The sequence below is a fragment of the Acidobacteriota bacterium genome (assembly GCA_003696075.1).
Classification (GTDB): Bacteria; Acidobacteriota; Polarisedimenticolia; order J045; family J045; genus J045.
In genome coordinates this window covers 1-22209 of the sequence record RFHH01000075.1, presented here as the reverse complement: position 1 = coordinate 22209, position 22209 = coordinate 1, and the positions used below count along the sequence as shown (strand labels likewise).

The 22209-nt window shown below is 72.8% G+C and carries 18 protein-coding genes; 7 read left to right on the top strand and 11 right to left on the bottom strand.

The annotated features are described in order from the left end of the window. Positions 1–165 precede the first annotated feature (165 nt). From D6718_05005 to D6718_04980, 6 genes are all read left to right on the top strand, one after another. On the top strand, positions 166–564 hold the full coding sequence (locus tag D6718_05005; GenBank protein ID RMG46780.1) for a hypothetical protein: 399 nt from the start codon (positions 166–168) through the stop codon (positions 562–564). Then, positions 561–2312, top strand: coding sequence for a TonB family protein (locus tag D6718_05000; protein ID RMG46779.1), 1752 nt, complete (start codon positions 561–563; stop codon positions 2310–2312). The genes D6718_05005 and D6718_05000 overlap by 4 nt, the downstream gene beginning before the upstream one ends. Before the next feature lie 357 nt (positions 2313–2669). Further along, a complete protein-coding gene (locus tag D6718_04995; protein ID RMG46778.1) occupies positions 2670–3836 on the top strand; it encodes an alanine--glyoxylate aminotransferase family protein in 1167 nt (388 codons plus the stop codon). 38 nt (positions 3837–3874) lie between these two features. Beyond that, complete coding sequence (locus D6718_04990; protein ID RMG46777.1) at positions 3875–5143, top strand: FAD-binding oxidoreductase; 1269 nt, start codon at positions 3875–3877, stop codon at positions 5141–5143. Further along, the gene (locus D6718_04985; protein ID RMG46776.1) at positions 4684–6642 is read left to right on the top strand and encodes an alpha/beta hydrolase; all 1959 of its coding nucleotides are present in this window, start codon (positions 4684–4686) and stop codon (positions 6640–6642) included. The genes D6718_04990 and D6718_04985 overlap by 460 nt, the downstream gene beginning before the upstream one ends. A gap of 161 nt (positions 6643–6803) precedes the next feature. Next, positions 6804–7325: a mechanosensitive ion channel protein MscS gene (locus tag D6718_04980; protein RMG46775.1), complete on the top strand. Its 522-nt coding sequence runs from the start codon at positions 6804–6806 to the stop codon at positions 7323–7325. Positions 7326–7397: 72 nt separating this feature from the next. Here D6718_04980 and D6718_04975 read toward each other — a convergent pair whose 3' ends face one another. The 11 genes from D6718_04975 to D6718_04925 form a co-directional block, all read right to left on the bottom strand. After that, complete coding sequence (locus D6718_04975) at positions 7398–8711, bottom strand: aminotransferase class V-fold PLP-dependent enzyme (protein RMG46774.1); 1314 nt, start codon at positions 8709–8711, stop codon at positions 7398–7400. Between the two features lie 52 nt (positions 8712–8763). Then, complete coding sequence (locus tag D6718_04970; GenBank protein RMG46773.1) at positions 8764–10752, bottom strand: hypothetical protein; 1989 nt, start codon at positions 10750–10752, stop codon at positions 8764–8766. Then, positions 10749–11432 carry a hypothetical protein gene (locus D6718_04965; protein ID RMG46772.1) on the bottom strand — a complete coding sequence of 228 codons (684 nt, stop codon included), beginning with the start codon at positions 11430–11432 and terminating at the stop codon, positions 10749–10751. The genes D6718_04970 and D6718_04965 overlap by 4 nt, the downstream gene beginning before the upstream one ends. 61 nt (positions 11433–11493) lie before the next feature. Next, on the bottom strand, positions 11494–13551 hold the full coding sequence (locus D6718_04960; GenBank protein RMG46771.1) for a TonB-dependent receptor: 2058 nt from the start codon (positions 13549–13551) through the stop codon (positions 11494–11496). Further along, a complete protein-coding gene (locus tag D6718_04955; GenBank protein ID RMG46770.1) occupies positions 13542–15569 on the bottom strand; it encodes a hypothetical protein in 2028 nt (675 codons plus the stop codon). The genes D6718_04960 and D6718_04955 overlap by 10 nt, the downstream gene beginning before the upstream one ends. Before the next feature lie 131 nt (positions 15570–15700). Next, positions 15701–17008 carry an adenylosuccinate lyase gene (locus tag D6718_04950; protein RMG46769.1) on the bottom strand — a complete coding sequence of 436 codons (1308 nt, stop codon included), beginning with the start codon at positions 17006–17008 and terminating at the stop codon, positions 15701–15703. Between the two features lie 28 nt (positions 17009–17036). Beyond that, positions 17037–17807, bottom strand: a complete 771-nt coding sequence (locus tag D6718_04945) for an MBL fold metallo-hydrolase (GenBank protein ID RMG46768.1) — start codon at positions 17805–17807, stop codon at positions 17037–17039. Continuing rightward, on the bottom strand, positions 17807–18250 hold the full coding sequence (locus tag D6718_04940) for a dUTP diphosphatase (GenBank protein RMG46781.1): 444 nt from the start codon (positions 18248–18250) through the stop codon (positions 17807–17809). Before D6718_04940 ends, D6718_04945 begins: the two co-directional genes overlap by 1 nt. Before the next feature lie 11 nt (positions 18251–18261). Beyond that, positions 18262–19776 carry an insulinase family protein gene (locus tag D6718_04935; GenBank protein ID RMG46767.1) on the bottom strand — a complete coding sequence of 505 codons (1515 nt, stop codon included), beginning with the start codon at positions 19774–19776 and terminating at the stop codon, positions 18262–18264. Next, on the bottom strand, positions 19604–20761 hold the full coding sequence (locus D6718_04930) for a hypothetical protein (protein RMG46766.1): 1158 nt from the start codon (positions 20759–20761) through the stop codon (positions 19604–19606). Before D6718_04930 ends, D6718_04935 begins: the two co-directional genes overlap by 173 nt. Further along, positions 20758–21681 carry a threonylcarbamoyl-AMP synthase gene (locus D6718_04925; GenBank protein ID RMG46765.1) on the bottom strand — a complete coding sequence of 308 codons (924 nt, stop codon included), beginning with the start codon at positions 21679–21681 and terminating at the stop codon, positions 20758–20760. The genes D6718_04930 and D6718_04925 overlap by 4 nt, the downstream gene beginning before the upstream one ends. Here D6718_04925 and D6718_04920 point away from each other — a divergent pair. Beyond that, positions 21635–22209: hypothetical protein (locus tag D6718_04920; GenBank protein ID RMG46764.1), on the top strand; the 575-nt coding region annotated here is incomplete at its 3' end. The two genes, D6718_04925 and D6718_04920, sit on opposite strands and share 47 nt — an antisense overlap.

Below are 22209 nucleotides of genomic sequence, written 5' to 3'. Positions count from 1 at the left end.
TTTGTCTGCGATCGAGTTGCGCTGCGTTTCGCACCGCCGGGGGAGCACCTCCCATGGACTGGCCAGGCTCACCGCGTCCACCCCGGCGGTCCCCGCGCGCCTTCTCCCGGCGGATCTCGGCCTTCCTTCGACGCGGGGTTGCGCTGCTACTACATCTGTGGTAGCATGACTACAGCTATGAGAAAAAACAGCGAAAGGCCTCCTCTTTCCAAGTCCGAATGGGCCTTGATGAACCTCTGCTGGAAGCGCGGCCGGGCGACCGCCCGCCAGATCTACGAGGACTCCCTCGCCCGCCGGCGGCGCGATTACCGGACCGTGAAGACGATGCTCGACCGCATCGCGGCCAAAGGCTACCTCAAGGTCGAAAAGCTGGGACCGCTGTGCCTGTACACCCCGGTCGTCTCGCGCCGCGAGGCGACCTCCAGGGCGATCCGCGAGTTCATCGACGTGGTTCTCGACCGGACCCTGGCTCCCCTGTTCCTTCACCTCGCCGAAGAGGAGGATCTCGACGAGGAGGAGCTCGCCGCGCTCCGGCGGCTGATCGAAAAGGAGGAGCGATCATGAACGCCGGCGAATCGCTGCTGAGCGGTGTGGCCCGGCTCGCGTGGCGCGCGGGAATCGAACTCTCGGCACAGGCGGCGATCGCGATCGCGCTCGTGCTGCTCGCCGCGCTCGCGCTGCGCCGCGCCGCCCCGCGGGTCCGGTACGCCCTTTGGCTGGTGGTGCTCCTGCGCCTCGCGTTGCCCCTTCCCCTCTCCTCGCCCCTCGGGTTGCTCACCCGCGGTTCGCAGCCCCCCGGGCCGGCACCGGCCGCCCCGGCCCTCCAGGTGACCGCCGTTTCCCGCCCCGCGGTGCCCGGGGACGCCGCTCCGGAAACGCGCGACCGCGGCGGAGTCGAACCGCTTCCCCTCGCCGGCCTCGCGATCTGGGCGGCGGGCGCCTCGTTCCTGGCCGCCCTCGCCCTCGTCCGGTCCGCCGGAACCCGGCGCGCCATCCGGCGAGCCGCGCGTCCCCCTGGAGCCCTCCGGGACGAACTGGCGGCGCTCGCGCGAAACGTCGGCCTGAAGCGGCTCCCCGAGGTCCGCGTGGTCGGCGCCGCCGACGGACTTTCCGCTCCCGCCGTGTTCGGCCTCGTGCGCCCGGTCGTGCTGCTGCCGGCGGCGACGGGAACGCTGTGGACCGCGGAGGAGCGGCGGGCGGTCCTGATGCACGAACTGGTCCACCTTCGCCGGCTCGATCACCTCGTCCACGCCGTGCAGGCGTTCGTCCGCTGCATCTACTTCTTCCACCCGCTCGTCTGGCTGCTCAACGCACGCCTCGCGGTCGAACGCGAGCTCGCTTGCGACGACGAGGTCGTCGGCCGGACGGGACGGCCCCGCGCGTATGCGCGAGCCCTCCTGCGGCTCGCGGAGAACCGCCGCACGCCGGCGCTCGCGGTCGCCGGCGTCGGCATGGCGGAGCGGCCCCTCTCGCTCCCCAGGAGGCTCGAACGCATGACCGACGGAAGACTCTTCTCCAGCGCGGGGCGGGTGCGGCGCAGCGCCGCCGTGGCGGCGGCCGTGCTCTTCGCCCTCGCCTCCATCGCCGCGGCGACGAGCCGCACCGGAAGCGGCCCGCGCCTCGTGTCCGCCTCGGATCCCCTGATCGACACCGAGATCCTCTACGCCCGCGCCGCCTCCCCCGGCTCCCCCGCGGAGCCGGCGCAAGGCGAAATCCGCTGGGGCCGGCAGATCGCCGCGGGCCCCCCGCCCGACGGCCGAGCCCTGCGCGATTTCGATCGCGACATCCTGTTCCGCGTGCGGGTCGACCGCGAGGGACGGGTCCGGGAGGTCGAACGCCTTCGGGGCGCCGAACCGGAGATCGACCGGAGCTACCGCCGCTACGTGCGCTCCTTTCGGTTCGAGCCCGCGACGCTCGATGGCGAGCCGGTGGAAGCGACGATGCTGATCCGCTTCGCGCCCGCTCGCCGTCCCGGGTCGTCCGCGCCGGTGATGCCGGGAACGGAAGGCGTGAGCGGGCCCTGGCTGGATCGCAAGATCGAACCGGTCTACCCGAAGAAGGCGCGGGACGCGGGGATCGGGGGGAAGGTCATCCTGCGGTGCACCGTCGATCGCGACGGATGGACCCGCGAGATCGAGGTGCTTCGCGCACCGGAGACCGATCCCGGCTTCACCGAAGCGGCGATCGCGGCCGTTTCCGGCTGGCGCTACCGGCCGGCGCTCTTGGATGGTGCGCCGGTCGAATCCCGGATGACCATCGCCGTTTCGTTCACGCTCTCGGGCGAGAAGGAATCGGCGGCCGGCGAGCTGTGATCGCGCGGGGCACGGGCGGCCGCCGGGCCGGAGGGGCGGCCCGCGGCCGCCGCCTCTTCCGAGACGCGTGACCGGCGCGGCCGGCCGAGGGGATCGCCGCTTTTTGCGAACCGAAGCGCCTCCCGGCATGCGCCGGGGCCCGACCGCGCATCGTAAGGTCCGGTTCGATCGCGCGTTCCCGCGGTTGGGCAGGGACGGGCCGATCGCCGCGGTCCGCGCGACTCGACGAACGCCGAGAACGGAGCCCGGTCCATCCCTGCGCCCGCCCCCGGCGGCACGCCGCCACCGGGGTCGGTCATGCCCTGGTCTCCGAGCGGGCGCGTGCGATACTGGCGTTCCGCCACGGAGAAGCGCGGCATGAGCGATCCCGCTTTTCGTCCCCCCCGCCGCACCTTGCTCGGCCCGGGTCCGAGCGGAGTTCTCCCCGAGGCGCTGGAAGCCCTCGCGCTCCCGGCGCTAGGGCACCTCGACCCGGATTTCCTCGAGCTCGCCGGCCGCGTCCGCGATCTCCTGCGCCCGCTCTTCGGCACGGAAAACGAGCTGACCTTCGCCGTGTCGGGAACCGGCACGGCGGGAATGGAGTGCTGCCTTCTCAACCTGCTCGAGCCGGGCGATCGCGCCGTGGTCGGCGTGCACGGCTACTTCGGCCGCCGGATGGCCGACATCGCCTGGCGCGCGGGTGCGGAAGTGTTCGAGGTCTCCTCCCCGTGGGGCGAGCCGCTCGACGCCGCCGCGATGGCGGAGGTGATCGCCGAGCGCAGGCCGAAGCTCGTCGCTTTCGTGCACGCGGAGACCTCGACCGGGGTGTTGCAGGATCCCGCTCCGATCGCCCGCGCGGCGCGGGAAGCCGGCGCGCTCGTCGTCCTCGACTGCGTGACCTCGCTCGGAGGACTGCCCCTCGCGATCGACGAGTGGGGGATCGACGCCGCCTACGCGGCCTCCCAGAAGTGCCTCGGGGCTCCGTCCGGCCTGGCGCCCGTGACCTTCGGCCCGCGAGCGCTCGAAGCCTACTTCGAGCGCAAGACGGCCCCCCGCAGCTTCTATCTCGACCTGGGCCCGCTGCGCCACTACTGGGACCCGCCGCACGGCTATCACCACACGGCGAGCAGTCACCTCTTCTACGCCCTCCACGCGGCGCTCCAGGCGGTTCACGCCGAGGGGATCGCCGCCCGCGCGGCACGACTCGAACGCCTGCACCGGGGTCTCGTCGCCGGGCTGGAGGCGCTCGGCCTCGAGATCCCGGTCGCCAGGGAACACCGCCTTCCCATGCTGACCCCGGTGCTGGTCCCCGAGGGGATCGACGAGCGGGACGTGCGCGCCGAGCTGCTCTCCCGCCACGGCATCGAGATCGGCGGGGGACTCGGCAACCTCGCCGGCCGCGCCTGGCGGATCGGGTTGATGGGCGCCTCCGCTTGCGAGCGCGCCGTCGTCGAACTGCTCGACGCCCTGGACGGGGCGCTCGCGGCACGACTCGGGCGGCCGCGCCGGGGCGCCGCCGACGCGGCCCGCGCCCGCCTCGGTTGAGCGATGGCGCGCGCCTCGGCGGCACCGGGGAGAGATCGATGACGGCGGGCGGCGGCGAGGCCCGGCGGCGGGTCCTCGGCCAGGTCGTCGCCGGCGACCAGATGCGCCCGATGCCGGGCGGCGCTCTCCTCGTCGAGCCGCGCGATGTCGAGCAGATGGGCCGCGTCGTGGCACTGGCGCACGAGCACGGCTGGACGGTGCTGCCGCGCGGCGGCGGCACCTCGTCGGGACGTGCGGCCGGGGCGGGACGGCCGGACATCGTCGTCAGCACCGCGCGGCTCGACCGTCTGCTGTTCCACGATCCCGCCCGGATGGTCGCCACCGCCGAATGCGGCATCCCGGTGCGCGAGCTGCAGCGGCAGCTCCGCGCGAGGAAGCAGTTCCTGCCGCTCGACCCGCCGCTGCCGCCGGCAGCCACGCTCGGCGGACTGCTGGCCACCAACGCGTTCGGGCCGCGCCGCATCCGCTACGGAACCGCACGCGACTGGGTGCTGGGCACCGAACTCGTGCGGTTCGACGGCGAGCGGCTGCCGGCCGGAGCCCCCGCGGCGGGCAACGCCAGCGGTTACGACCTGAGCCAACTGTACGTCGGCGCCTGGGGTTCGCTCGGCATCCTGGCCCGCGTGCATCTCAAGCTCGCTCCCTGGCCGCCCGCGGCGGGACTCCTGTGCGTGTCCCCGCTCGAGCGCGAGCCGGCGGCAGCGCTGGTGGCGCGGCTGCTCGGCCGGCCGCTCCCGCTCACTGCCGCGCTGTTCCGCTCCCGGGCTCTCGATGCGCCGGGGGAGCTGCTGCTCCTTTTCGAGGGTCTGCCCGAGCTGATCGAGCGCCAGGTCGACGCGGCGGCGGCATGGTTGCGCCAGGAGGGGGCTCCCCACCCGCCCCGTTCCTCCGCCGGTTCCTCGGCCCGTCGGGAGATCGGCGAGGCGATCGCCGGGATCGCCGAGCCGCCACCGGCGCTCCGCCTCCGGCTGAACTACGCCCCGGGCGACTACGCACCGCTGATCGCGGAGCTGGCGACCGCGGATCTGGGCGCGGCCGCCGAGGTCTCGCTGCCGGGGTCGGGGGTGACGTGGCTCGTGTGGAGGTCGGTGGACGGCGCTCGCGAGGAGGAACTCCTGCGGCGCGCCGGCGAGATCGTCGCCGTCCGGGAGGGATGGGCCATGGTCGACCGCCGCCCACCGGAGCGGCCCTGGCGGGGGCCGGCGGTGGTTCCCGCGCCGGAGTCGCTCGAGCTGATGCGGCGGCTGCGCCGCGCGCTCGATCCGGCCGGTACATTTCCCGATCCACCCTTCCTCGAGGGAACGTGAACGCAGAAGGAGGACCGCCGATGGGAACCGGTACCGTCAAGCTCGTCTTCGCCGCGGCCGCGATTCTCGTCGCTCCGGCGCCCGCCATCGCCGGCGGCGAGCCGGCGGCCGATCTCGCGGGAACCTGGTCCGGGGCGCTCGACGTGGGAGGCGTCCGGCTGCGGCTCGTGCTCCACCTGGAGCGCACTCCCGAGGGTGGTTACACGGGCACGATGGACAGCCTGGACCAGGGGGCGAACGGCCTGGAGCTGGCCGCGGTCACCCTCGACGGCAGCGAGTTCTCGTTCACCGTCCCGGTCGCCTCGGCCCGCTACGAGGGCCGGCTCTCGGAGGACGCCCGGAGGATCGAGGGGCGCTGGCTGCAGAGCGGGCTCGAGCTGCCGCTCGCCTTCGAACGCTCCGAGGAGCCCCCGAAGCTCTCGCGACCGCAAGAGCCCCGCCCCCCTTACCCCTACCGCACGGCCGACGTCCGGTTCCCGAGTTCGGAGGGGGTCACGCTGGCCGGGACGCTGACACTGCCGCCGGGAGAAGGACCCCACCCCGCGGCGGTGCTGCTGAGCGGATCCGGCCCGCAGGACCGGGACGAGACCGTTTTCGGCCACCGGCCCTTCCTCGTCCTGTCGGACGCTCTGACCCGCCGCGGCATCGCGGTGCTGCGGTTCGACGACCGGGGCGTGGGTGCGAGCACGGGCGATTTCGCCGCGGCGACTTCGGAGGATTTCGCGAGGGACGCCGCGGCGGCGGTGGCGTTCCTTCGGGGGCAGAAGACGATCGACCCCGCCCGGATCGGGCTGGTCGGGCACAGCGAGGGAGCCCTCGTCGCCGCCATGACCGCTGCGGAGCGAGAGGACGTCGCGTTCGTGGTGCTGATCGCCGGCCCGGGCGTGACCGGCGCCGATCTCCTGGTGGAGCAAACGGCGAGGCTCGCCGCGGCGGCCGGGGCCGCCCCGGAGGAGGTGGACAAGGCGCGCGCCTTCGAGCGCGAGGCGGTCGATCTCGTCCTCGGCGCCCGGGGAACCGACGCCGCCGCGGCGCGGGAGCGCCTCGCCTCCCTGCTGGCCGAGCGCCTCGCCGAAATGCCCCCCGACCAGCGCCGGGCGATGGGCCTTCCGGAGCACGGCGCCACCGAGGGGGCGATCCGGCGTTTCGCGGAAGCGCAGGCGGCTCAGCTCTTCTCCCCCTGGTTCCGTTTCTTCCTCGCCTACGATCCCGCGAGCGATTTGAAGAAGATCCGCTGCCCCGTTCTCGCGGTCTCGGGGGAGCTCGACCTCCAGGTGCCGCCCGACCAGAATCTGCCGGCGATCGCCGCCGCGCTCGCAGAAGCGCCGGCGGACGACTGGACGGTCGCCCAACTCCCGGGTCTGAATCACCTGCTTCAAACGGCCGCGACCGGTTCCCCTGCCGAGTACTCCCGGATCGAGGAAACGATCTCCCCGACCGCCCTCGACGTGATCGGCGGGTGGATCGCGCGGCACACCGCCGCCGGTGACGGGAGCTGAGGGTCCCGGGCGATCATCGAAAGGCCCCCTCCCGCCCGGAAGCGGCCCGCCGTGCGGCGCGCCCGCACCCGCCGCCGGAGAGCGGCGTGCTAGCCTGCGCCGCGGTGCGGCCCGGAACCCCGCGATCCCGGCGGCCGCGCGCCGGGGCGAGCAACTGAGGAATGCGGTCCATGTACGCGAATCTGCTCCAGGCTCTGGCGGTGTTCGGGCTGTTCTTCGCCGCCAGCGTCCTTCTCGACAGATTCCTCAAGAAGATCTCGGCGCGCTTCGACGCCGCCGCGTCCGAGCTCTTCCGCCTGATGTCGAACTCGCAGAAGGCCGTTCTGCTGTTCATCGGGCTGATCCTCGCCCTGTCGAGGATCGGCTTCGATGTCGCGGGGGTGGCGACCGGATTGGGGCTCACGGGGTTCGCGCTCGGGTTCGCTCTCAAGGACGCGATCTCCAATCTGGTCGCCGGAATCATGATCACCCTCTACAAACCGATCCGGCTCGGGCAGCGGATCGAGCTGGCGGGTTCTAAGGGCGAGGTTCTCGACATCAATCTCCGCTACATCACCCTTCGCGGCGATGGCGCCACCCATCTGATCCCGAACTCGCTCCTCCTGAGCACCAAGGTGACGATCCTGGCCGAGCCTCCGGAGGAGCGGACGTCCGCGGACGGTCCCGCCGCCCCGGAGGACTAGGGCCGCTCCCGTCGACGCCGCCGCGCGGCCCGGCTCCGGGGCCGCCGCCCGGGACCCGGGCGGCTCCCCGGCTCACGTGCTCCGGAGGATCGACAGCACCGCGTCGACGAACCGATCGACCTCCTCCAGCGTCGAATACACGTGCGGACTGACGCGGACCCCCTGCACCTCGGGATGATCGATCGTCGCCGTCAGGATGCGGTGCTCCTGCCAGAGGCGCCGTCCCAGCTCGGCGGAATCGATGCCGTCGACGGAGAAGGTCGCGATGCCGCAGGAAAAGCGCGGATCGAGGCTGGTGTGGAGCCGGACGCGGTCGCTCGCATCGATCAGGGCCCTCGCCCAGCGGTCCCTGAGGTAGCGGAGCCGCTCCGCCTTCCGAAGCGGCCCGATCGTCTCGTGAAAGGTCAAGGCCTCGGCCACCGCGAGGGTGTTGGCCGCCGGATGCGTGCCGATCTCCTCGAACTTCCGGATGTCGTCCCGCTGCTTCGCGTCCGCCGCCATCAGCGGCCAGAGCGCCGGGATGCGCTCGCGGCGGACGTAGAGCAGACCGCTGCCGATGGGCGCGCAAAGCCACTTGTGCAGACTGGTGGCGAAGTAGTCGCACCCGAGTTCGTCGCGCGTGAAGGGGAAGTGAGCGAAGGAATGCGCGCCGTCGACGATCACCGGCACGCCGTGCCGGCGCCCCATCTCGACGATCGCGCGCACCGGAAGGATCTGCCCGGTGAGGTTGATCACGTGGCAGACGAGGATGGCGCGCGTCTTCTCGGTGACCGCCGCCTCCAGGCGGCGGACGAAGGCCTGCGGGTCTTCCGACGGCACCGGAACCGGCACCTGCCGGAGGGCGATCCCCTCGCGCCGCTCCCGCTGACGGAACGTGTTGAGCATCCTCGGGTAATCCTGCGTGGTCGTCAGCACCTCGTCGCCACGGGCGAGATCGAGACCGAACTGGCAGATCTGCAGTCCTTCCGACGCGTTGCGGGTGAGGGCGACCTCCTCCGGATCGCAACCGAAAAAGCGCGCCAGCCGCTCGCGCACCGCCTCGCGCCGCGGCTCGAGCACCCGCCACATGTTGTAGGCGGGGGCGGCGTTCGAGAAATCGAGGTGTCGCTTCATCGCCCGCTGCACCGTCACGGGCGGCGGGCTGACCCCTCCGTTGTTGAAGTTGACGAGAGTCCGGTCCACGGAGTAGGCCTGCTGAACGATGCGCCAATAGCTCTCGTCGCGCGCGACCTCCCGAGCCCGGTCGAGGGACTCGGCCGGATCCGGAGCCGCACCCGTCAACTCGGCCAGGGCGCGAGCGGCGCCCTCCCCGGCGAGAGCCGCCGGTAGCAGGCCGAGCACGGCGGGAGCCGCCACCGTTCGAACGAACGTCCTGCGAGAGACCATCGCCACCTCCCGGGGACTCACCCGCCCCCAGGATCTCACAATCCCCGGGCGATCAGCGCGCGCGGCGCGCGAGGCTCTCGAGCCAAGGGTCGTCGGGCGCTCGCTCCGCGAGGCGCTCGACGAGCCGGCGGGCCTCGTCGGCCCGACCGGACCGGCGGAGGAGCTCGAAAAGCGGCTCGGCGGCGGGGGCGTAAGTGGGCCGGATCGAAAGCGCCCGCTCCCAGGCCGCGACCGCTGCCTGCGTGTCGCCCAGAGCGCTCCGCGCGCGGCCGAGAAGGGCGAGAGCCGCCGCATCGTCCGGCGCGCTCGCCAGGTACCGCTCGAGGATGGCCGCGGCCTCCGCGGGACGGTCCGCCGCCAGGAGAGCTTTGGCCATCTCGACCTCCGCGCCGGCCAGACCGGGATGGCGCCGCCGGACCCGCTCCCAGAGCGCGACCGCCTCCGCGGCGCGGCCGCGGCGCACGAGGAAGTCCGCCTCGAAGCTGCAGGCGAGCAGGAAATCGGGGTGCCGCCGGCGCAGCTCGGCGTACGCAGCCTCCGCGGCCGCCGGGTCTCCCGCGCGATCGCGCGCCACCGCGAGCTTCAGGAGGAACTGCGGATTGTCCGGTTCCTCCTGATGCAGCCGCTCCAGGAGGGCGCGGCCGGCGGCGAACTGGCCCGCCTTGAGCAGCTCCTGGGCGCGGAGGAACCGCTCGTGGTCCAGCAGGGCGTCGCGCGGAGACCGTCCCCCGGGCTCGGGGAGAGGGCTCGGGCCAGCCGGCCCCCCTCCCGCGTAGCCGAGCGACTCCAGCAGCGGGGAGCCGGCGCTTCCCGCGCGCGCGGCATTCGGGGTTCCCTCGGACCCCGCGAGGCGCGCCGCGGCCGCCCGGAACGACGCGAGCAACCGCGCGGTCCGCTCCGGGGCCTCGGGGGCGAGGTCGTGGCGCTCGCCGGGATCGCGGGAGAGGTCGTACAGCTCCGGCCGCGGCCCATCCACGATCTTCACGTCCCCCTGGCGGCCGGCATACAGGGGGGACCAACCGAACTCCTCGAAGGGCTGCAGCGCCTCGGCATAGATCCAGCGCGGCCGACTCGGGGCCGGGGCGAGGAGGTCCCGCCCCTGAACGGGCGTCTCTCCGGGAGGCAGCCCCAGCAGAGCGAGCACCGTCGGGACGATGTCGACCACACTGGCGGGGGCGCGCAGCCTCGTCCCCGCCGCGATCGTACCGGGCGCGACGAGGATGAGCGGCACCCGGACCGTTTCCTCGTAGAGGAGAAAACCGTGCTCCTTCTCCCCGTGGGTCCCGAGCCCTTCTCCGTGGTCGGCCACCACGACCAGGAGGGTCCGGGACCCCCGCCCGCCGGCCCCGACGGATCGGGCGAGGCGGCCGACCAGACGGTCGACCAGCTCCACCTCGGCGCTGTAGGGGTCTCCCGGATGCCGCGAGGCCAGCTCCGGCGGCGGCGCGTACGGGCTGTGGGCGTCGAACAGGTGGATCCACGCGAAAAAGCGCCGTCCTCGTTGCTCGCGCAGCCAGGCTTCGGCCCGCGCCACCACCTCCGTTCCGGGACGTTGCGGCCGCGGCCGCCCCGCCGCATCGTGCCCGAGGTCGTCGTCGAACAGGTCGAACCCCTGGGCGAGGCCGAACTCGCGCGAGGTCGTGTACGAGGCGACGAAGGCGGCCGTCCGGAAACCGGCCGCCCGGAGCCGCTCGGCGAGGGTGACCGCGCTGTCCGGCAGGCGGTAGACCCCGTTGTTCCGCACGCCGTGAGCCGGCGGGAACAGGCCGGTCAGGATCGACGCATGGGCCGGAGTGGTGAGCGGGACGGTGGTCCAGGCGCGCTCGGCGAGCGCCCCCAGTCCGGCCAGCCGGTCGATCTCCGGTGTGCGCGACGGAGAGGCGGGGTCGTAACAGGAAAGGTGATCGGCGCGGACCGTGTCGAGCGTGACGAGCAGGACCGCGTCGGGAGCTCGCGCGGAACAGCCGGATAGGGCCAGGGCCAGTCCGACCAGAAGAAGCCGGCGCCGGCGGGACGCCCGGCCGGAGGGGCCCGCCCTCATGCCCTTTCCTCCTCCGCCGCGAGCGAGAGGAAGGCCATCAGAACGCCGCGGGCCGGCGCGACCACGTCGGGCCGCAGGCGGGCGGGATCGATCCCCACGTGCTCCGCGAACTCCGGACCCGCCTCGGGGTGGAACTGCACGCCGAACAGGGGCCGGTCTTGGTGCTCGATCGCGTCCACCGGCACCTCGCGGCGCCGCGCCACGACGCGGAACCCTTCCGGAACCCGCGTCACGACCTCGCGGTGGCTGACCACCACGGGCATCTCGCCTCCGGGGTGCAACCGGCACGGCTCGAACCGCGTCCGCGACACGCCGAGCACCTTGCTCCGGTCCGCGCGGAGCGGGCGCACCTCCCCGCCGGCCAGGTGGGCGAGCAGCTGATGCCCGAAGCAGATCCCGAGGAGCGGCACCTCCACCTCGCCCCGGACGATCGGTGCGAGCCAGGCGCCGAGGGCGGCGAGCCACGAACGGTCATCGTGCACCGACGCCGCCGAGCCCATGACGACGACCGCTCCCACCTCGTGCGGGTCGCCCGGAGGGGGTGCCGACCCGGGCTCCAACGCGGGCCGGCAGACGCGCACCGGTCCGCCCCAGGCGCCCGCGATCCAGGCCACCGCCTCCCCCTCGGGTCGGTTCACCGAGGGGTCGACGACGAGCAGGGTCTTCCTCCGGCTCGGCACCGGCGCCTCCCGCGCACAGTCTCCGGGACGGCCCGGTCCCGGGCAATCGCCTCCGCCCCGATCAGCCGTCCAGGCTCACCCGGAAGGCCGCCCGCCAGGAACGGCCCGTCAGGGGACCCCAGTTGAAGTCGGTGCGCGGATCGCCGAGGTCGTTCTGGATCCGGCCGGTGAGGTTCTCCGCCCCAGCGACCAGCGCGAGGCGCTGCGAGAGCGGAATCTCGGCGGCGAGATTCACGAGCCAGAATCCCGGCGTCTCGACCAGGTCCGGCAAGAGGATGCTCGCGCCGGTGAGCGGGTCGTCCCCGAAGTGCTGGATGAGCATCGACCCGGTGAAGTTGGCCTGGAGCGACAGCAGGTAGCCCCCTTCTCCGGCGTAGGTCACCCCCACCGAGCCGGTCCGGTCGGGCCGGTACGGGATGCGGTCCATCGGGATCGGCACCGTTTCGAGGAGGCTGATCGTCCGCCGGATCGTCGCCACCGGAACGTCGGGCCCGCGGCGCCGGAACGAAAGCCACCCCAGGCTCCCCTCGATCGTCCACCGGCGCGCCGGACGCCACGTCACGGCCACCTCCGCCGTTTCGGATCGCGCATGGGGCACGTTGACGTTCGCGTACGTCTGAATCCACGACCGGCTCTCCGCCACGACACGCAGGATGTGATCCTCGAAGCCGGTGGTCGCCACGTACAGGCTCGCCCTCAACTCGGGCGACGGCTGGTAGACCCCTTCCAGGCCGACCGTCCAGGCGTCCTCCGGGCGCACGAGGACCGTGCCGTCCTCGAGCACGTTCCGCTGCAACTGCTGCCCGCAGCAGACCTCCGAGAAGATCGACCGCGGCGCCCGGAAGGTGCGCCCCGCCAGCAGCCGGAGCATCACACCGCTCGCGGGATAGACCCGCACGCTCATGCGCGGGGACAGCTGCGAACCGAACACCTCGTCGTCGTCCCAGCGCAGGCCGAAGTCGAGCCGCCAGCCGGGAGCCGGGGCGTAACCGGCGCTCGCGTAGGCCGACCAGGTCTTGAGATACTCCTCCTCGACGGGGGTGATGCTGTCCTTCACCCGAGCACGGGCGCTGTCGTGCACGGCCTCCACGCCGGCCGAGACCCGCCATGCGAAGCCGAGCGGGCGGTCGATGGAGAGCGATCCGAACAGCTGCCTCTGCCGGATTCCCAGCCGTTCTTCGAGCTCGTTCGAGTATCCCGGCCCCTGATAGCCGGTCAGTTGCGACAGAACCGACTGGTGTCGCAGCGCCTCGAGCAAGCGCAGCTTCAGGCCCCCGCCGCGGCGGAAGCTCCAGTCCCACCCGACCCGGTACTCCCGCCGGTCGAGAAGGGAGTCCTCCCGGGTCCAGGCGAACGACGGCGTTCCCCCCATGCCGCTGAGCACGTAGGAGACGATGTCGAAACCGCCCTTTCCCTCCGTGTCGTCCTCGGCGACGTAGGAGCCACCGACGGTGAGCCGATGCCGGGATCCGGGCCGGATCCGGATTTCCCCCGCCGCGAAATCGCGGTCGACGGCGGTGACGTCGTGCCAGCCGTCCCCGTCGTCGTCCACCGCATCGGCGGTGGTCCGTCCGAAACAGACGGACCCGGACAGCCAGGAAGCCGCCTCGCCCGCGAGGCGAACGGTCCCCTGGTGGAGGCCGAACGATCCCGCCCCTCCGAGGGCCGACAGCCACGGGACCTCCCCGGCCTCCGCCCCTTCCAGCGCGATCGTGCCGCCGACTGCGGTCGAGGGCGCGCCGGCGTCCCCCGGCCCTTTGAGCACCGTGGCCTCGGCGACCGAATCGGGGGGAAGCATGTTCAGCACGAGGGAGGTCGCCAGCCCGCCGAAGAGCGGAAAGCCGTCCCACAGCACCGGCACCAGGTCTTCGTTCAGCCCTCCGACCTGGATGTTCGCCGAGTTGCAGTGGGTGCAGAGCGTCTGGATCCGGACCCCCTCCTTGCCCTGGAGGGCCTCGGTGACCGACCCTTCACCCGAAGCGATGGCGACCTTACCTTCGGGGGGCGGAACGGCTGCCTCCTCCCCGGTCTCCCCGGCCACACCTGCCGGCATCGCGGCGAGAACGGCAGCGGCGAGCGCCGCCTGAGCCACGTGTCCTCGGGACCTCGTCACTCGCATGTCTCCGGGTTCACCTCGTTGATGATGTTCTGCTCCACGTCACCGGCGAACTGGGCGCCGCAGACGTAGTTGTAGACGACGAACCCCTGATCCACGTAGTAGTTCTGCGGCGCTCCCCCGCAGGTGTCCCACTGAACGGTCGCGTCCCCTCGGCCGTCGCCGTCGTGATCCTCGTCGCAGAGGATCGGGGTCGTCGAGTTGTGCGCTTCGGCCCAGGCCTGGATCTTCGCCGCGCACTGCGAGGGCGGCACCACGTCCCAGTAGCTGTAAGTGAGGGTGTAGACGGAAATGAAGATGAAGTCGCGCCCGCGGTATTTCTGGTCGTTTTGCGCCTCCTGATCCGCCTCGACCGTGCACCAGAAGCAGTTCTCCGCCGTCAGCGCCAGCTTGAACACGAGACCCCGGAAGTCGGCGAGGGACAACCGCTGCATGTACGTGGGGGAGTACGGGTTGTAATCGACGAGCTTGAGGGTCGAACCGTCCGCCGGGTTGACGAAATCCTTGGCGCACTGGCCGACGTTCTTGCCGTAGCCGAGCGCATCGCAGTAGTCGGTCCGACCCGGCCGCTCGCCGGAGGCACCGGCACCCAGGCTCCCCTCCATGTTGTCCCCCTGGGCGGAGACGAGGTAGTAGCGGTTGCCCGCCCCCGGCGTGACCGTCGCCGTCAGCCGCGCCGGTCCGTCCGGCGTACCGTCGGTCGCGAGGATGCCGGTGTGGTCGTAGGCTCCCCCGGCGATCGGCAGCGTCCCTTCCCAGATCTGGTAGGTCTCGGGCCGCTGGCCTCCGTGCCGCTTGGCGCGCCCGGCGTCGAGCGTTCCGAGATTCTCCCAGCCGAGAAGAAGATCGGGTCCGCTTCGCTCGACGGTGAGCGGGAAGGGCGAACCGGGGGACGACACCTCCCGGGGCCCGGGCCGGTCGCTCCAGATGCGCCAGATGCCCGGATTCGAACCGTCGTTGCCGGCGTAGAGCGCTCCGTCCGCGCCTTCCGCCACGGCGCGGAACGCATGCGGGCATCCGGCGTCCGGCGTGCCGTCGCGGTCACCGTTCGGATCGTAGAAGATCCGCTCGTGGTCGAGAAGGTCGCCCTCCGGCCCGGTGACGAACGCCTGGCGGATGTCGTCACCGTCGACGCACGCATAGACGAGGGAACCGGCGGCCCCCGAGCCGAGAGTGTCGCCGGAGAGCACCTCGACCCCCTCAGGCGCGATCGTGGGCTGGTAGGAGACGAGAGGATCGTCGTGCGCTCCGCCGCTGTTCCCGGAGGTGATGTTCCAGCCGTACTCCCCGCCTGCCCGGACCGCATTGATCTCGTCGTCGGCCGACCCGTTGGCCCCGAGGTCGTTTCCGTAGACCGTGCCGTTCGGGCGCGCGGTGTCGGGATTGATCGCCAGGTCCTTGACGTCGCGGAACCCCTTGGCGAACACGAGGCTCCCCGCGGTGGGGTTGTCGGCCGGAACCGAACCGTCGAGATTCACGCGAAGGACCTTGCCGGCCAGGCTCGCGTCATCCTGAGCCGCCGAGGGCATTTCGAGGTCGCCGACCCCGACGTAGAGCTTGCCGTCGGGGCCCACCGCGAGCCCGCCCCCCGGCCGGCACCCCCCCGGCGTCGATCCGAGGTCGAGAATCGTTGCGCCCAGCTCCAGCCGGCCGGCGCGGTGAAACAGCTCGTCGACCCTCGCGTGACCGGAGCCGTCGACGTAGTAGACGAAGGCTCTGCCGTTGACCGCAAACGCGGGGTCGAACGCCACGTCGAGCAGACCCGACTCGCACGCCGTGCTCACGGGGATGGAGAGCGTGGCGGCGGGCCGCCCGGCGTCGAACACCCGCACCGTTCCCCCGCGCTCGAGAAGCCACAACTCCCCCGTGGGGGCCTGGACGATGTCGCCGAGCTCCGCGGCGTTGTCCAGGACTCGTTCGATCTTCAGGCCCCATGGGAGCACGTCCGCCATCCCGTGGCCGGCTCCCAGCCATCCCGCTGCCGCCAGCGCGGCCGCAGCCGCCGCCCGTCCGATGCGCATGGACCTCCCTCCGCCCGGGGCTGGGCCCCGGCGCCGACCTCTTCCCTACCCCGTGGGGATCGCCCTCGTGCGCCCCTTATACGCGGAAACGGGGCTTACTAGAAAAGGTTTACGACTTAGACATCCTCGCCTCACCCCGTCCGCGCCCGGAGCGCGCGCCGCACGATCGCCGGCACGTGCCGCAGGAGGCGCCGAAGGTCGAAGGCCTGCTCCACGCCGCGCGTCCCGATCCGGTCGGTGATGCGCCGATCGGCGAGGCAGGCCTCCCGCAGCCCCGCCTTCTCCCCGCGCCAGACCGCCATCGCGTTTTTCTGAACGAGCGCGTAGGCCTCCTCCCGCGTCAACCCCGCCTCGACCAGCGCGAGCAGAAGCGTCTGGCTGTAGATCAGACCCCGCGACGCCTCGAGGTTGCGGCGCATGGCGTCCGGATAGACGTGGAGGTCCCGAACCACCTCGGTGAGGCGGGCCAGCATGAAGTCGAGAAGGATGAAACAGTCCGGCAGGACGATCCGCTCGACGGAGGAATGCGAGATGTCCCGCTCGTGCCAAAGGGCGACATCCTGGAGGGCGGCCAAGGCGTGGCTTCGGACCACCCGGGCGAGGCCGCAGACGTTTTCGCACCGGATCGGGTTCCGCTTGTGCGGCATCGCCGAGCTCCCCTTCTGCCCCTTCCGGAACGGCTCTTCGACCTCGCGGACCTCCGTTCGCTGGAGGTGCCGGATCTCGGTCGCCACCCGCTCCAGCCCCGCTGCGAGGATCGCCAGCGCGCAGAGAAGTTCGGCGTGCCGGTCGCGGGGCACGACCTGCGTGGCCACCGGCTCCACGCGGAGGCCCAGGCGGCGCATGACCTCGCGCTCCACGGAGGGCGGGAGGTGAGCCGACGTCCCGACGGCACCGGAGAGCTTCCCGACCCGGACCGCCTCCCGCGCCCGGGCGAGCCGCGCCCGGTTCCGCCGGGCCTCCGTCAGCCAGCTCGCCACCTTCAGGCCGAACGTGATCGGCTCGGCGTGGACGCCGTGCGTGCGACCGACCTGCGGCGTGTCGGCCCACCGCTGCGCTTGCTCGGCGAGCACCGCCTCGAACGCGTCGAGATCGCGGTCGAGAAGGTCGCACGCCTCGACGAGCACCAGAGCGAGCGCGGTGTCCACCACGTCCGACGAGGTGAGTCCGAGGTGCAGGTAGCGGCCTTCCGGACCCACCGTCTCCGCCACCTGCGTGACGAACGCGATGACGTCGTGATGGGTGACCTTCTCGATCTCGAGCGCGCGCGCGACGTCCACCCTGGCCCGCCGCCGGATCCGGGCCGCGGCCCGCTTCGGGATCAGGCCCTTCTCGGCGAGGACCTCCGTCGCCGTCAGCTCGACGCGCAGCCACGCCTTCATCCGCGCCTCGTCGGTGAACAGGCGCCCCATCTCCGGTCTCGTGTACCGCGCGATCACGGCTCCGCTCCTTCCCTTTCCCGCCGCCTCACAGCCTCACCACCGACGGGCGGTCCTGCCGCGCCACGTGCACCGCGACGTTCCGGTGGCCCGCTTCCCGGAGGGTCCCCTCGACCACCGCGCGGGCCAGGCCCGGGTCGTTGTTCTTCTCCGACAGGTGAGCCACCACCACGTGGCGCGTTTTCTCGCCGACGATCCGGCTCAGCTCGGACGCGGCGTGGTCGTTGCTGAGGTGGCCCAGGCGCGAGGCGACCCGTTGCTTGACTTCCCACGGGTAGCTCCCCTCGAGCAGCATCTGCCGGTCGTGGTTCGCTTCGAAGACGAGAAGATCGCACCCGGTGAGGCGCTCGGCGACGAGGTGGGTGACGTGCCCGAGATCGGTGGCGTATCCGATCCGAACCCCATCGGCCTCGAGCACGAAGCCCACCGGATCCTCCGCGTCGTGCGGGAGCGGAAAGGCCCGGATGCCGAACGGCCCGATCCTGAAGGCGGCGCCGGTCCTGAAGGAACACCGGTCGACCGGACCGAGCGCTGGCGCCGCGGCCCTGAGGGTTCCCTCGCTGCCGAACACCGGCACGCCGCGCCGCGAGGCGAAGACCCGCACCCCACCGACGTGATCGCCGTGCTCGTGGGTGAGGAGGATCGCGCCCACACCGTCCGGGTCCTGGCCCACCTCCCGCAGCCTCCGCACGATCTGGCGCGCCGAGAGCCCCGCGTCGATGAGAAGAGCCGCACCGGAACAGCGCACCAGGGTGCTGTTTCCCTTGGAGCCCGAGCCGAGAACCGCCACCTCGACCATCAGCGGTCTCCCGAGTGCCCGAAACCGCCCTCGTCCCTCGGCGTGGGATCGAGCCGGGCGACCGGTTCCAGGCGTGCTCGAGACACGGGGGCGATGACGAGCTGGGCGATCCGCATGCCGCGGTCGATCCTCACCGCGCGCTCGCCCCAGTTGATCACCAGAACCTTCACCTCGCCCCGGTAGTCGCTGTCGATCGTCCCCGGCGCGTTCGGCAGGCCGAGACCGTGCTCCAGCGCCAGCCCGCTGCGCGCGCGAACCTGGCCTTCGTAGCCCGGCGGAATCGCGAGGGCGAGTCCCGTCGGAATCAGCGCCCGCTCCCCCGGAGCGAGCTCGAGGGCCCCGGCGACGGCGGCCCGCAGATCCAGGCCGGCCGCGCCCTCCGTGGCGTAGCGGGGCAGCGGCAGGCCCTCGCCGTGGGGCAGCACCCGCACCCGGACCACCACCTCCCGCGGCGTCACAGCGGGATCCCCTCCTCGTCCGGCCGCCAGCGTCCGGTCTTGCCCACCACCGCAAGCGCCACCCGGCGCCCCGCGAACAGCCGCTCGGCGACCGCTCGGACGTCCGCCGGCCCGACCGCGTCGAGCCGCCGCGCGATCTCGTCCGGGGTCACGTGGCGCCCGAGGATCATCTCCTCGCGGGCCGCGCGGCTCATCCGGCTCGTGGTCGACTCCAGAGCCAGAAGCATGCTTCCCTTGAGGTGATCTCGTGCGACGTCGACCTCCGCCGACGGGGGCGTTTCCCCGGCGATTTCCCGGAGAGCCGCCACCGACAGTTCGACGACCTCGCGCGCGTTCTCGGGCGACGTCCCGGCATAGACCGTGAACAGTCCGGTGTCGCGATGGGCCTGTACCTGCGAGGCGATCGAGTAGACGAGTCCCCTCTCCTCCCGCACCCGGTGAAACAGACGGGAGGAGAGCGAGCCGCCGAGGATCGTGTTCATCACGTGGAGCGCGTAGCGGTCCTCGTCGCCCGCCGGAAGTCCCGGCACGCCGAGAAGCAGGTGCACCTGCTCGAGGTCGCGCCGGTTCTCCCGGCGGAAGCCGGGCCGCCAGCGGGGGGGGCGCCCGGCGGCCGCGGGCGGTCCCGGGACGAGGCGCTCGAAGGCGGCGCGAATCCGCCGCCGCTCGCGGACGCCGACACGCCCGGCGGCGGCGACGATCAGGTTGCCCGGCACGTAGGCACGCCGGAACCACCGGAGAACGGTCCCGCGGCTCATCCCCCGGACCGTCTCCTCGAATCCCTGGATCGGCCGCCCCAGCGGATGGCCCGGCCAGAACGACTCGCAGAACAGGTCGTAGACGCGGTCTTCCGGCGAGTCGGCGACCATCCGGATCTCTTCCAGGATGACGCGCCGCTCGCGCTCCAGCTCGGCCGGGTCGAAGGCGGGATTCATGACGATGTCGGCGAGCAGATCCACGGCCTGCGGGAGATGTTCGTCGAGCACGCGGACGTAGAAGCAGGTCGTCTCCTTCGTGGTGAACGCGTCGAGGTGGCCGCCCATTCGGTCGGCGAGCAGCGAGATGTCGCGCGCCGAGCGGTGCCGGGTCCCCTTGAAGACGAGATGTTCGATGAAGTGGCAGATTCCCGACAGCCGGCGGGATTCGTGGCGGCTCCCGAGGCGCAGCCAGACGCCGAGGCTCGCCGAGCGCACACCGGGGACACGCTCGGTGAGCAACGTCAAGCCGTTGGGAAGGACCTCCTTTTCGACCATTCCCTCTCCGGCCGGCGGTTCCCCGCCGGGGCCGCGCGAGCGGCGGAACCCGCCGCGGGAGGCCGCGCAGTATCGCACAAAGGATTCACCGACGCACCGGAAGTCCGGCGGCCGGCCGGCGTTTCCGGTCGATCCACAGCGCGGGATCGACGGCCCGGTCTCCCTCCCGGATCTCGAAGTAGAGGTGCGGCCCGCGCAGCGAGCCGGTGTCGCCGACGAGTCCGACGACCTGACCGCTCTCGACGTTCTCGCCGGCATCGGCGAGGACGGCCGAAAGGTGGGCCGCCACGGTGTGAACGCCATGCCCGTGGTCGACGACGACGACCAGCCCGTATCCGCGCAGCCACCCGGTCCACACCACCCGCCCGTCGAACGGCACGCGCACCTCCGCCCCGAACGGGGCCTCGATGTCCCACCCCGGGTGCGGCAGCGCCGCGGCGGCCCCGCCCGATCTCTCGCCGAACCCCCGGACCACCTGCCCGTCCACCGGCATCGGCAGAAGGCCGCGGAACTTCCGGACGTCGAGTTCGATCGGAGGGCCGCTCCCGCCCTCCGCGATCCGGCGCCGGAGCTCCTCTCGGGCCCGGGCCAGCTCCGCGATCGCCTCCTCCCGCACCTTTCGGTCGCGCTCGAGCGCCGAGAGGAGTTCGCGGCGCTTCCGGATCGCTCTCTCCAGGCTCGCCCGTTGCTCGGCCGCCTCGCGCTCGAGCTGCTCGAGCCTTCGCGAGCGCTCCTCGATCCCGCGCGTCGCCGCTGCGATCGCCGACAGGGCGGCCTCGATCTCCTCCGCGCGCTGCTTGCGGAACGTGGTCAGCCGATGCACCGCCCTGAGCGACGCCGCCAGCGCGCCCGCATCGGGGGCGTCGAGCAACGGCCGCAGCCGCCCCAGCGGCCCGATCCGCTGGAGGACGCGGACCGCGGCGCGGAGCCGCGCGCGGCTCTCCGCAAGGGCTCGCTCTTCCGCCTCGCGGCGCTGTCCGAGATCGGCGCGCTCTTCCATCAGGCGACGGCGCTCGAGATCGAGCCGCTCGAGCCGGGCGTCGAGGAGCCGGGCTTCCGCCGAGAGCCGGTCGATCCGCGCGAGAACCCCCTTCTCTTGCTCCGCCAACCGCTCGCGCTCCGCTTCGAGGCGGGCGATCTCCCGGTCCAAGCGCTCGCGCCGATCGGCCGCCCGCTCCGCGCTTCCGGCCGTCGCCATCAGCGCACACCCGGCGATGAACAGGGCCGCCGCTCGCGTTCTCACGCTTCGTTCCCGGCCGAGCGGAGGATCGCCTCGATCCGTGCCGCCGGGACCGCCCCCTCCCGGAGCACGCGCGGCTCCGGGCTCCTCGGGTCGACGATCGTGGACGGCGCGCCGCCGCGGCAGGCGGTCCCGGCGAGGACCGGGATCGGCTCGGCGCCGCCGAGCGACGCCCGAGCTTCCTCGGGGGTGCGCGCCGGCGGCGCGCCCGATCGGTTCGCCGAAGTCGCGACGATCGCATAGCCGAGCGCCCGCGCCAGCGCGGCGGCTGGCCCGTGCGAGCTCACCCGGATCGCCACGGAGCCGTCGGCGGCGGCGACACCGGGCGCGACGGCGCCGGGTCGGGCGGGCAGCACGAGGCTCAGCGGCCCGGGCCAGAAGGCGTCGGCGAGCCGGCGCGCCACCGGGTAGCGCCGCCAGCCGGGGCAGAGGTGGCCGACCTGCTCGACCGAGCCGGCGGCCAGCGGAAGGGCCTTCCCGGCCGAGCGGCCTTTGAGCGCCATCACCTTCCGGACCGCGTCCTCCCTTCGCGGGTCCGCGGACAGCGCGTAGAACGTCTCCGTCGGGACGAGCACGACCCCACCGTCCGCCAGCGCGGCGGCCGCCGCGCCGACGTCGAGGATGCCCGCGAGCTTCGCCCCGTGGTCTCCGGACACGCCACCAGCATAGCCGCGCAGGCCGCCCGCCGGTCGCGGTATGCTCCCGCCGATGACCAGCCTTTCGGCACCGCTGACCTCGGCGCGGCACCCGCTGGCGCGGCAGGCCCGCCTCCTCGGCCGCGGCCCCGGCGAGCGCCGGGCGGAGGGCCTGTTCCTCGTCGAGGGTCCCCGGGCGGTGGACGCGGCGCTCGAGGCGGGCGCGCCTCTCGTGTGGCTGATGGTCTCGGCGGACCGCGCGGGACGGGAGGAGAGCCGCGCGCGCATCGCCCGGGCGCTGCGGCAGGGTGTTCCCGTGCAGCCGGTGCGACGGTCCCTGCTCGAGCGGATCGCTCCCTCGGCCAGCCCGCAGGGGTGGCTCGCAGCCTGCCGATTCCCCGAGGGAGAGGGGGAGCCGATGCGGCTGATCCGCCCCGCCGGGGAGAGGTTGCTGCTCCTGTGCTGGGAGGTTCAGGACCCGGGAAACCTGGGGTCGATCGTCCGGAGCGCCGCCGCCTTCGGCGCGGACGGCCTCGTCGCCGCGGGCGGTGCCGACCCCTTCGGCCCCCGGGCCGTGCGCGCCGCCGCCGGGGCCGTGCACCGGCTCCCGATCGCGCGAGCGGAACCGTCGGCGGAGCTGATCGGCGCGATCCTCGAGTCGGGGTACCGACTCGTGGCCGCTGCGGCGCACGGGGGCGAGCCGGCGGATCCCGAGGCACTTCGCGGCCGCACCGCCCTCGTTCTCGGCGCGGAAACGGCGGGACTGCCCCCGGAGGTGCTCGACCGGGCCCGGGCCGTGACGATTCCGACCACGGG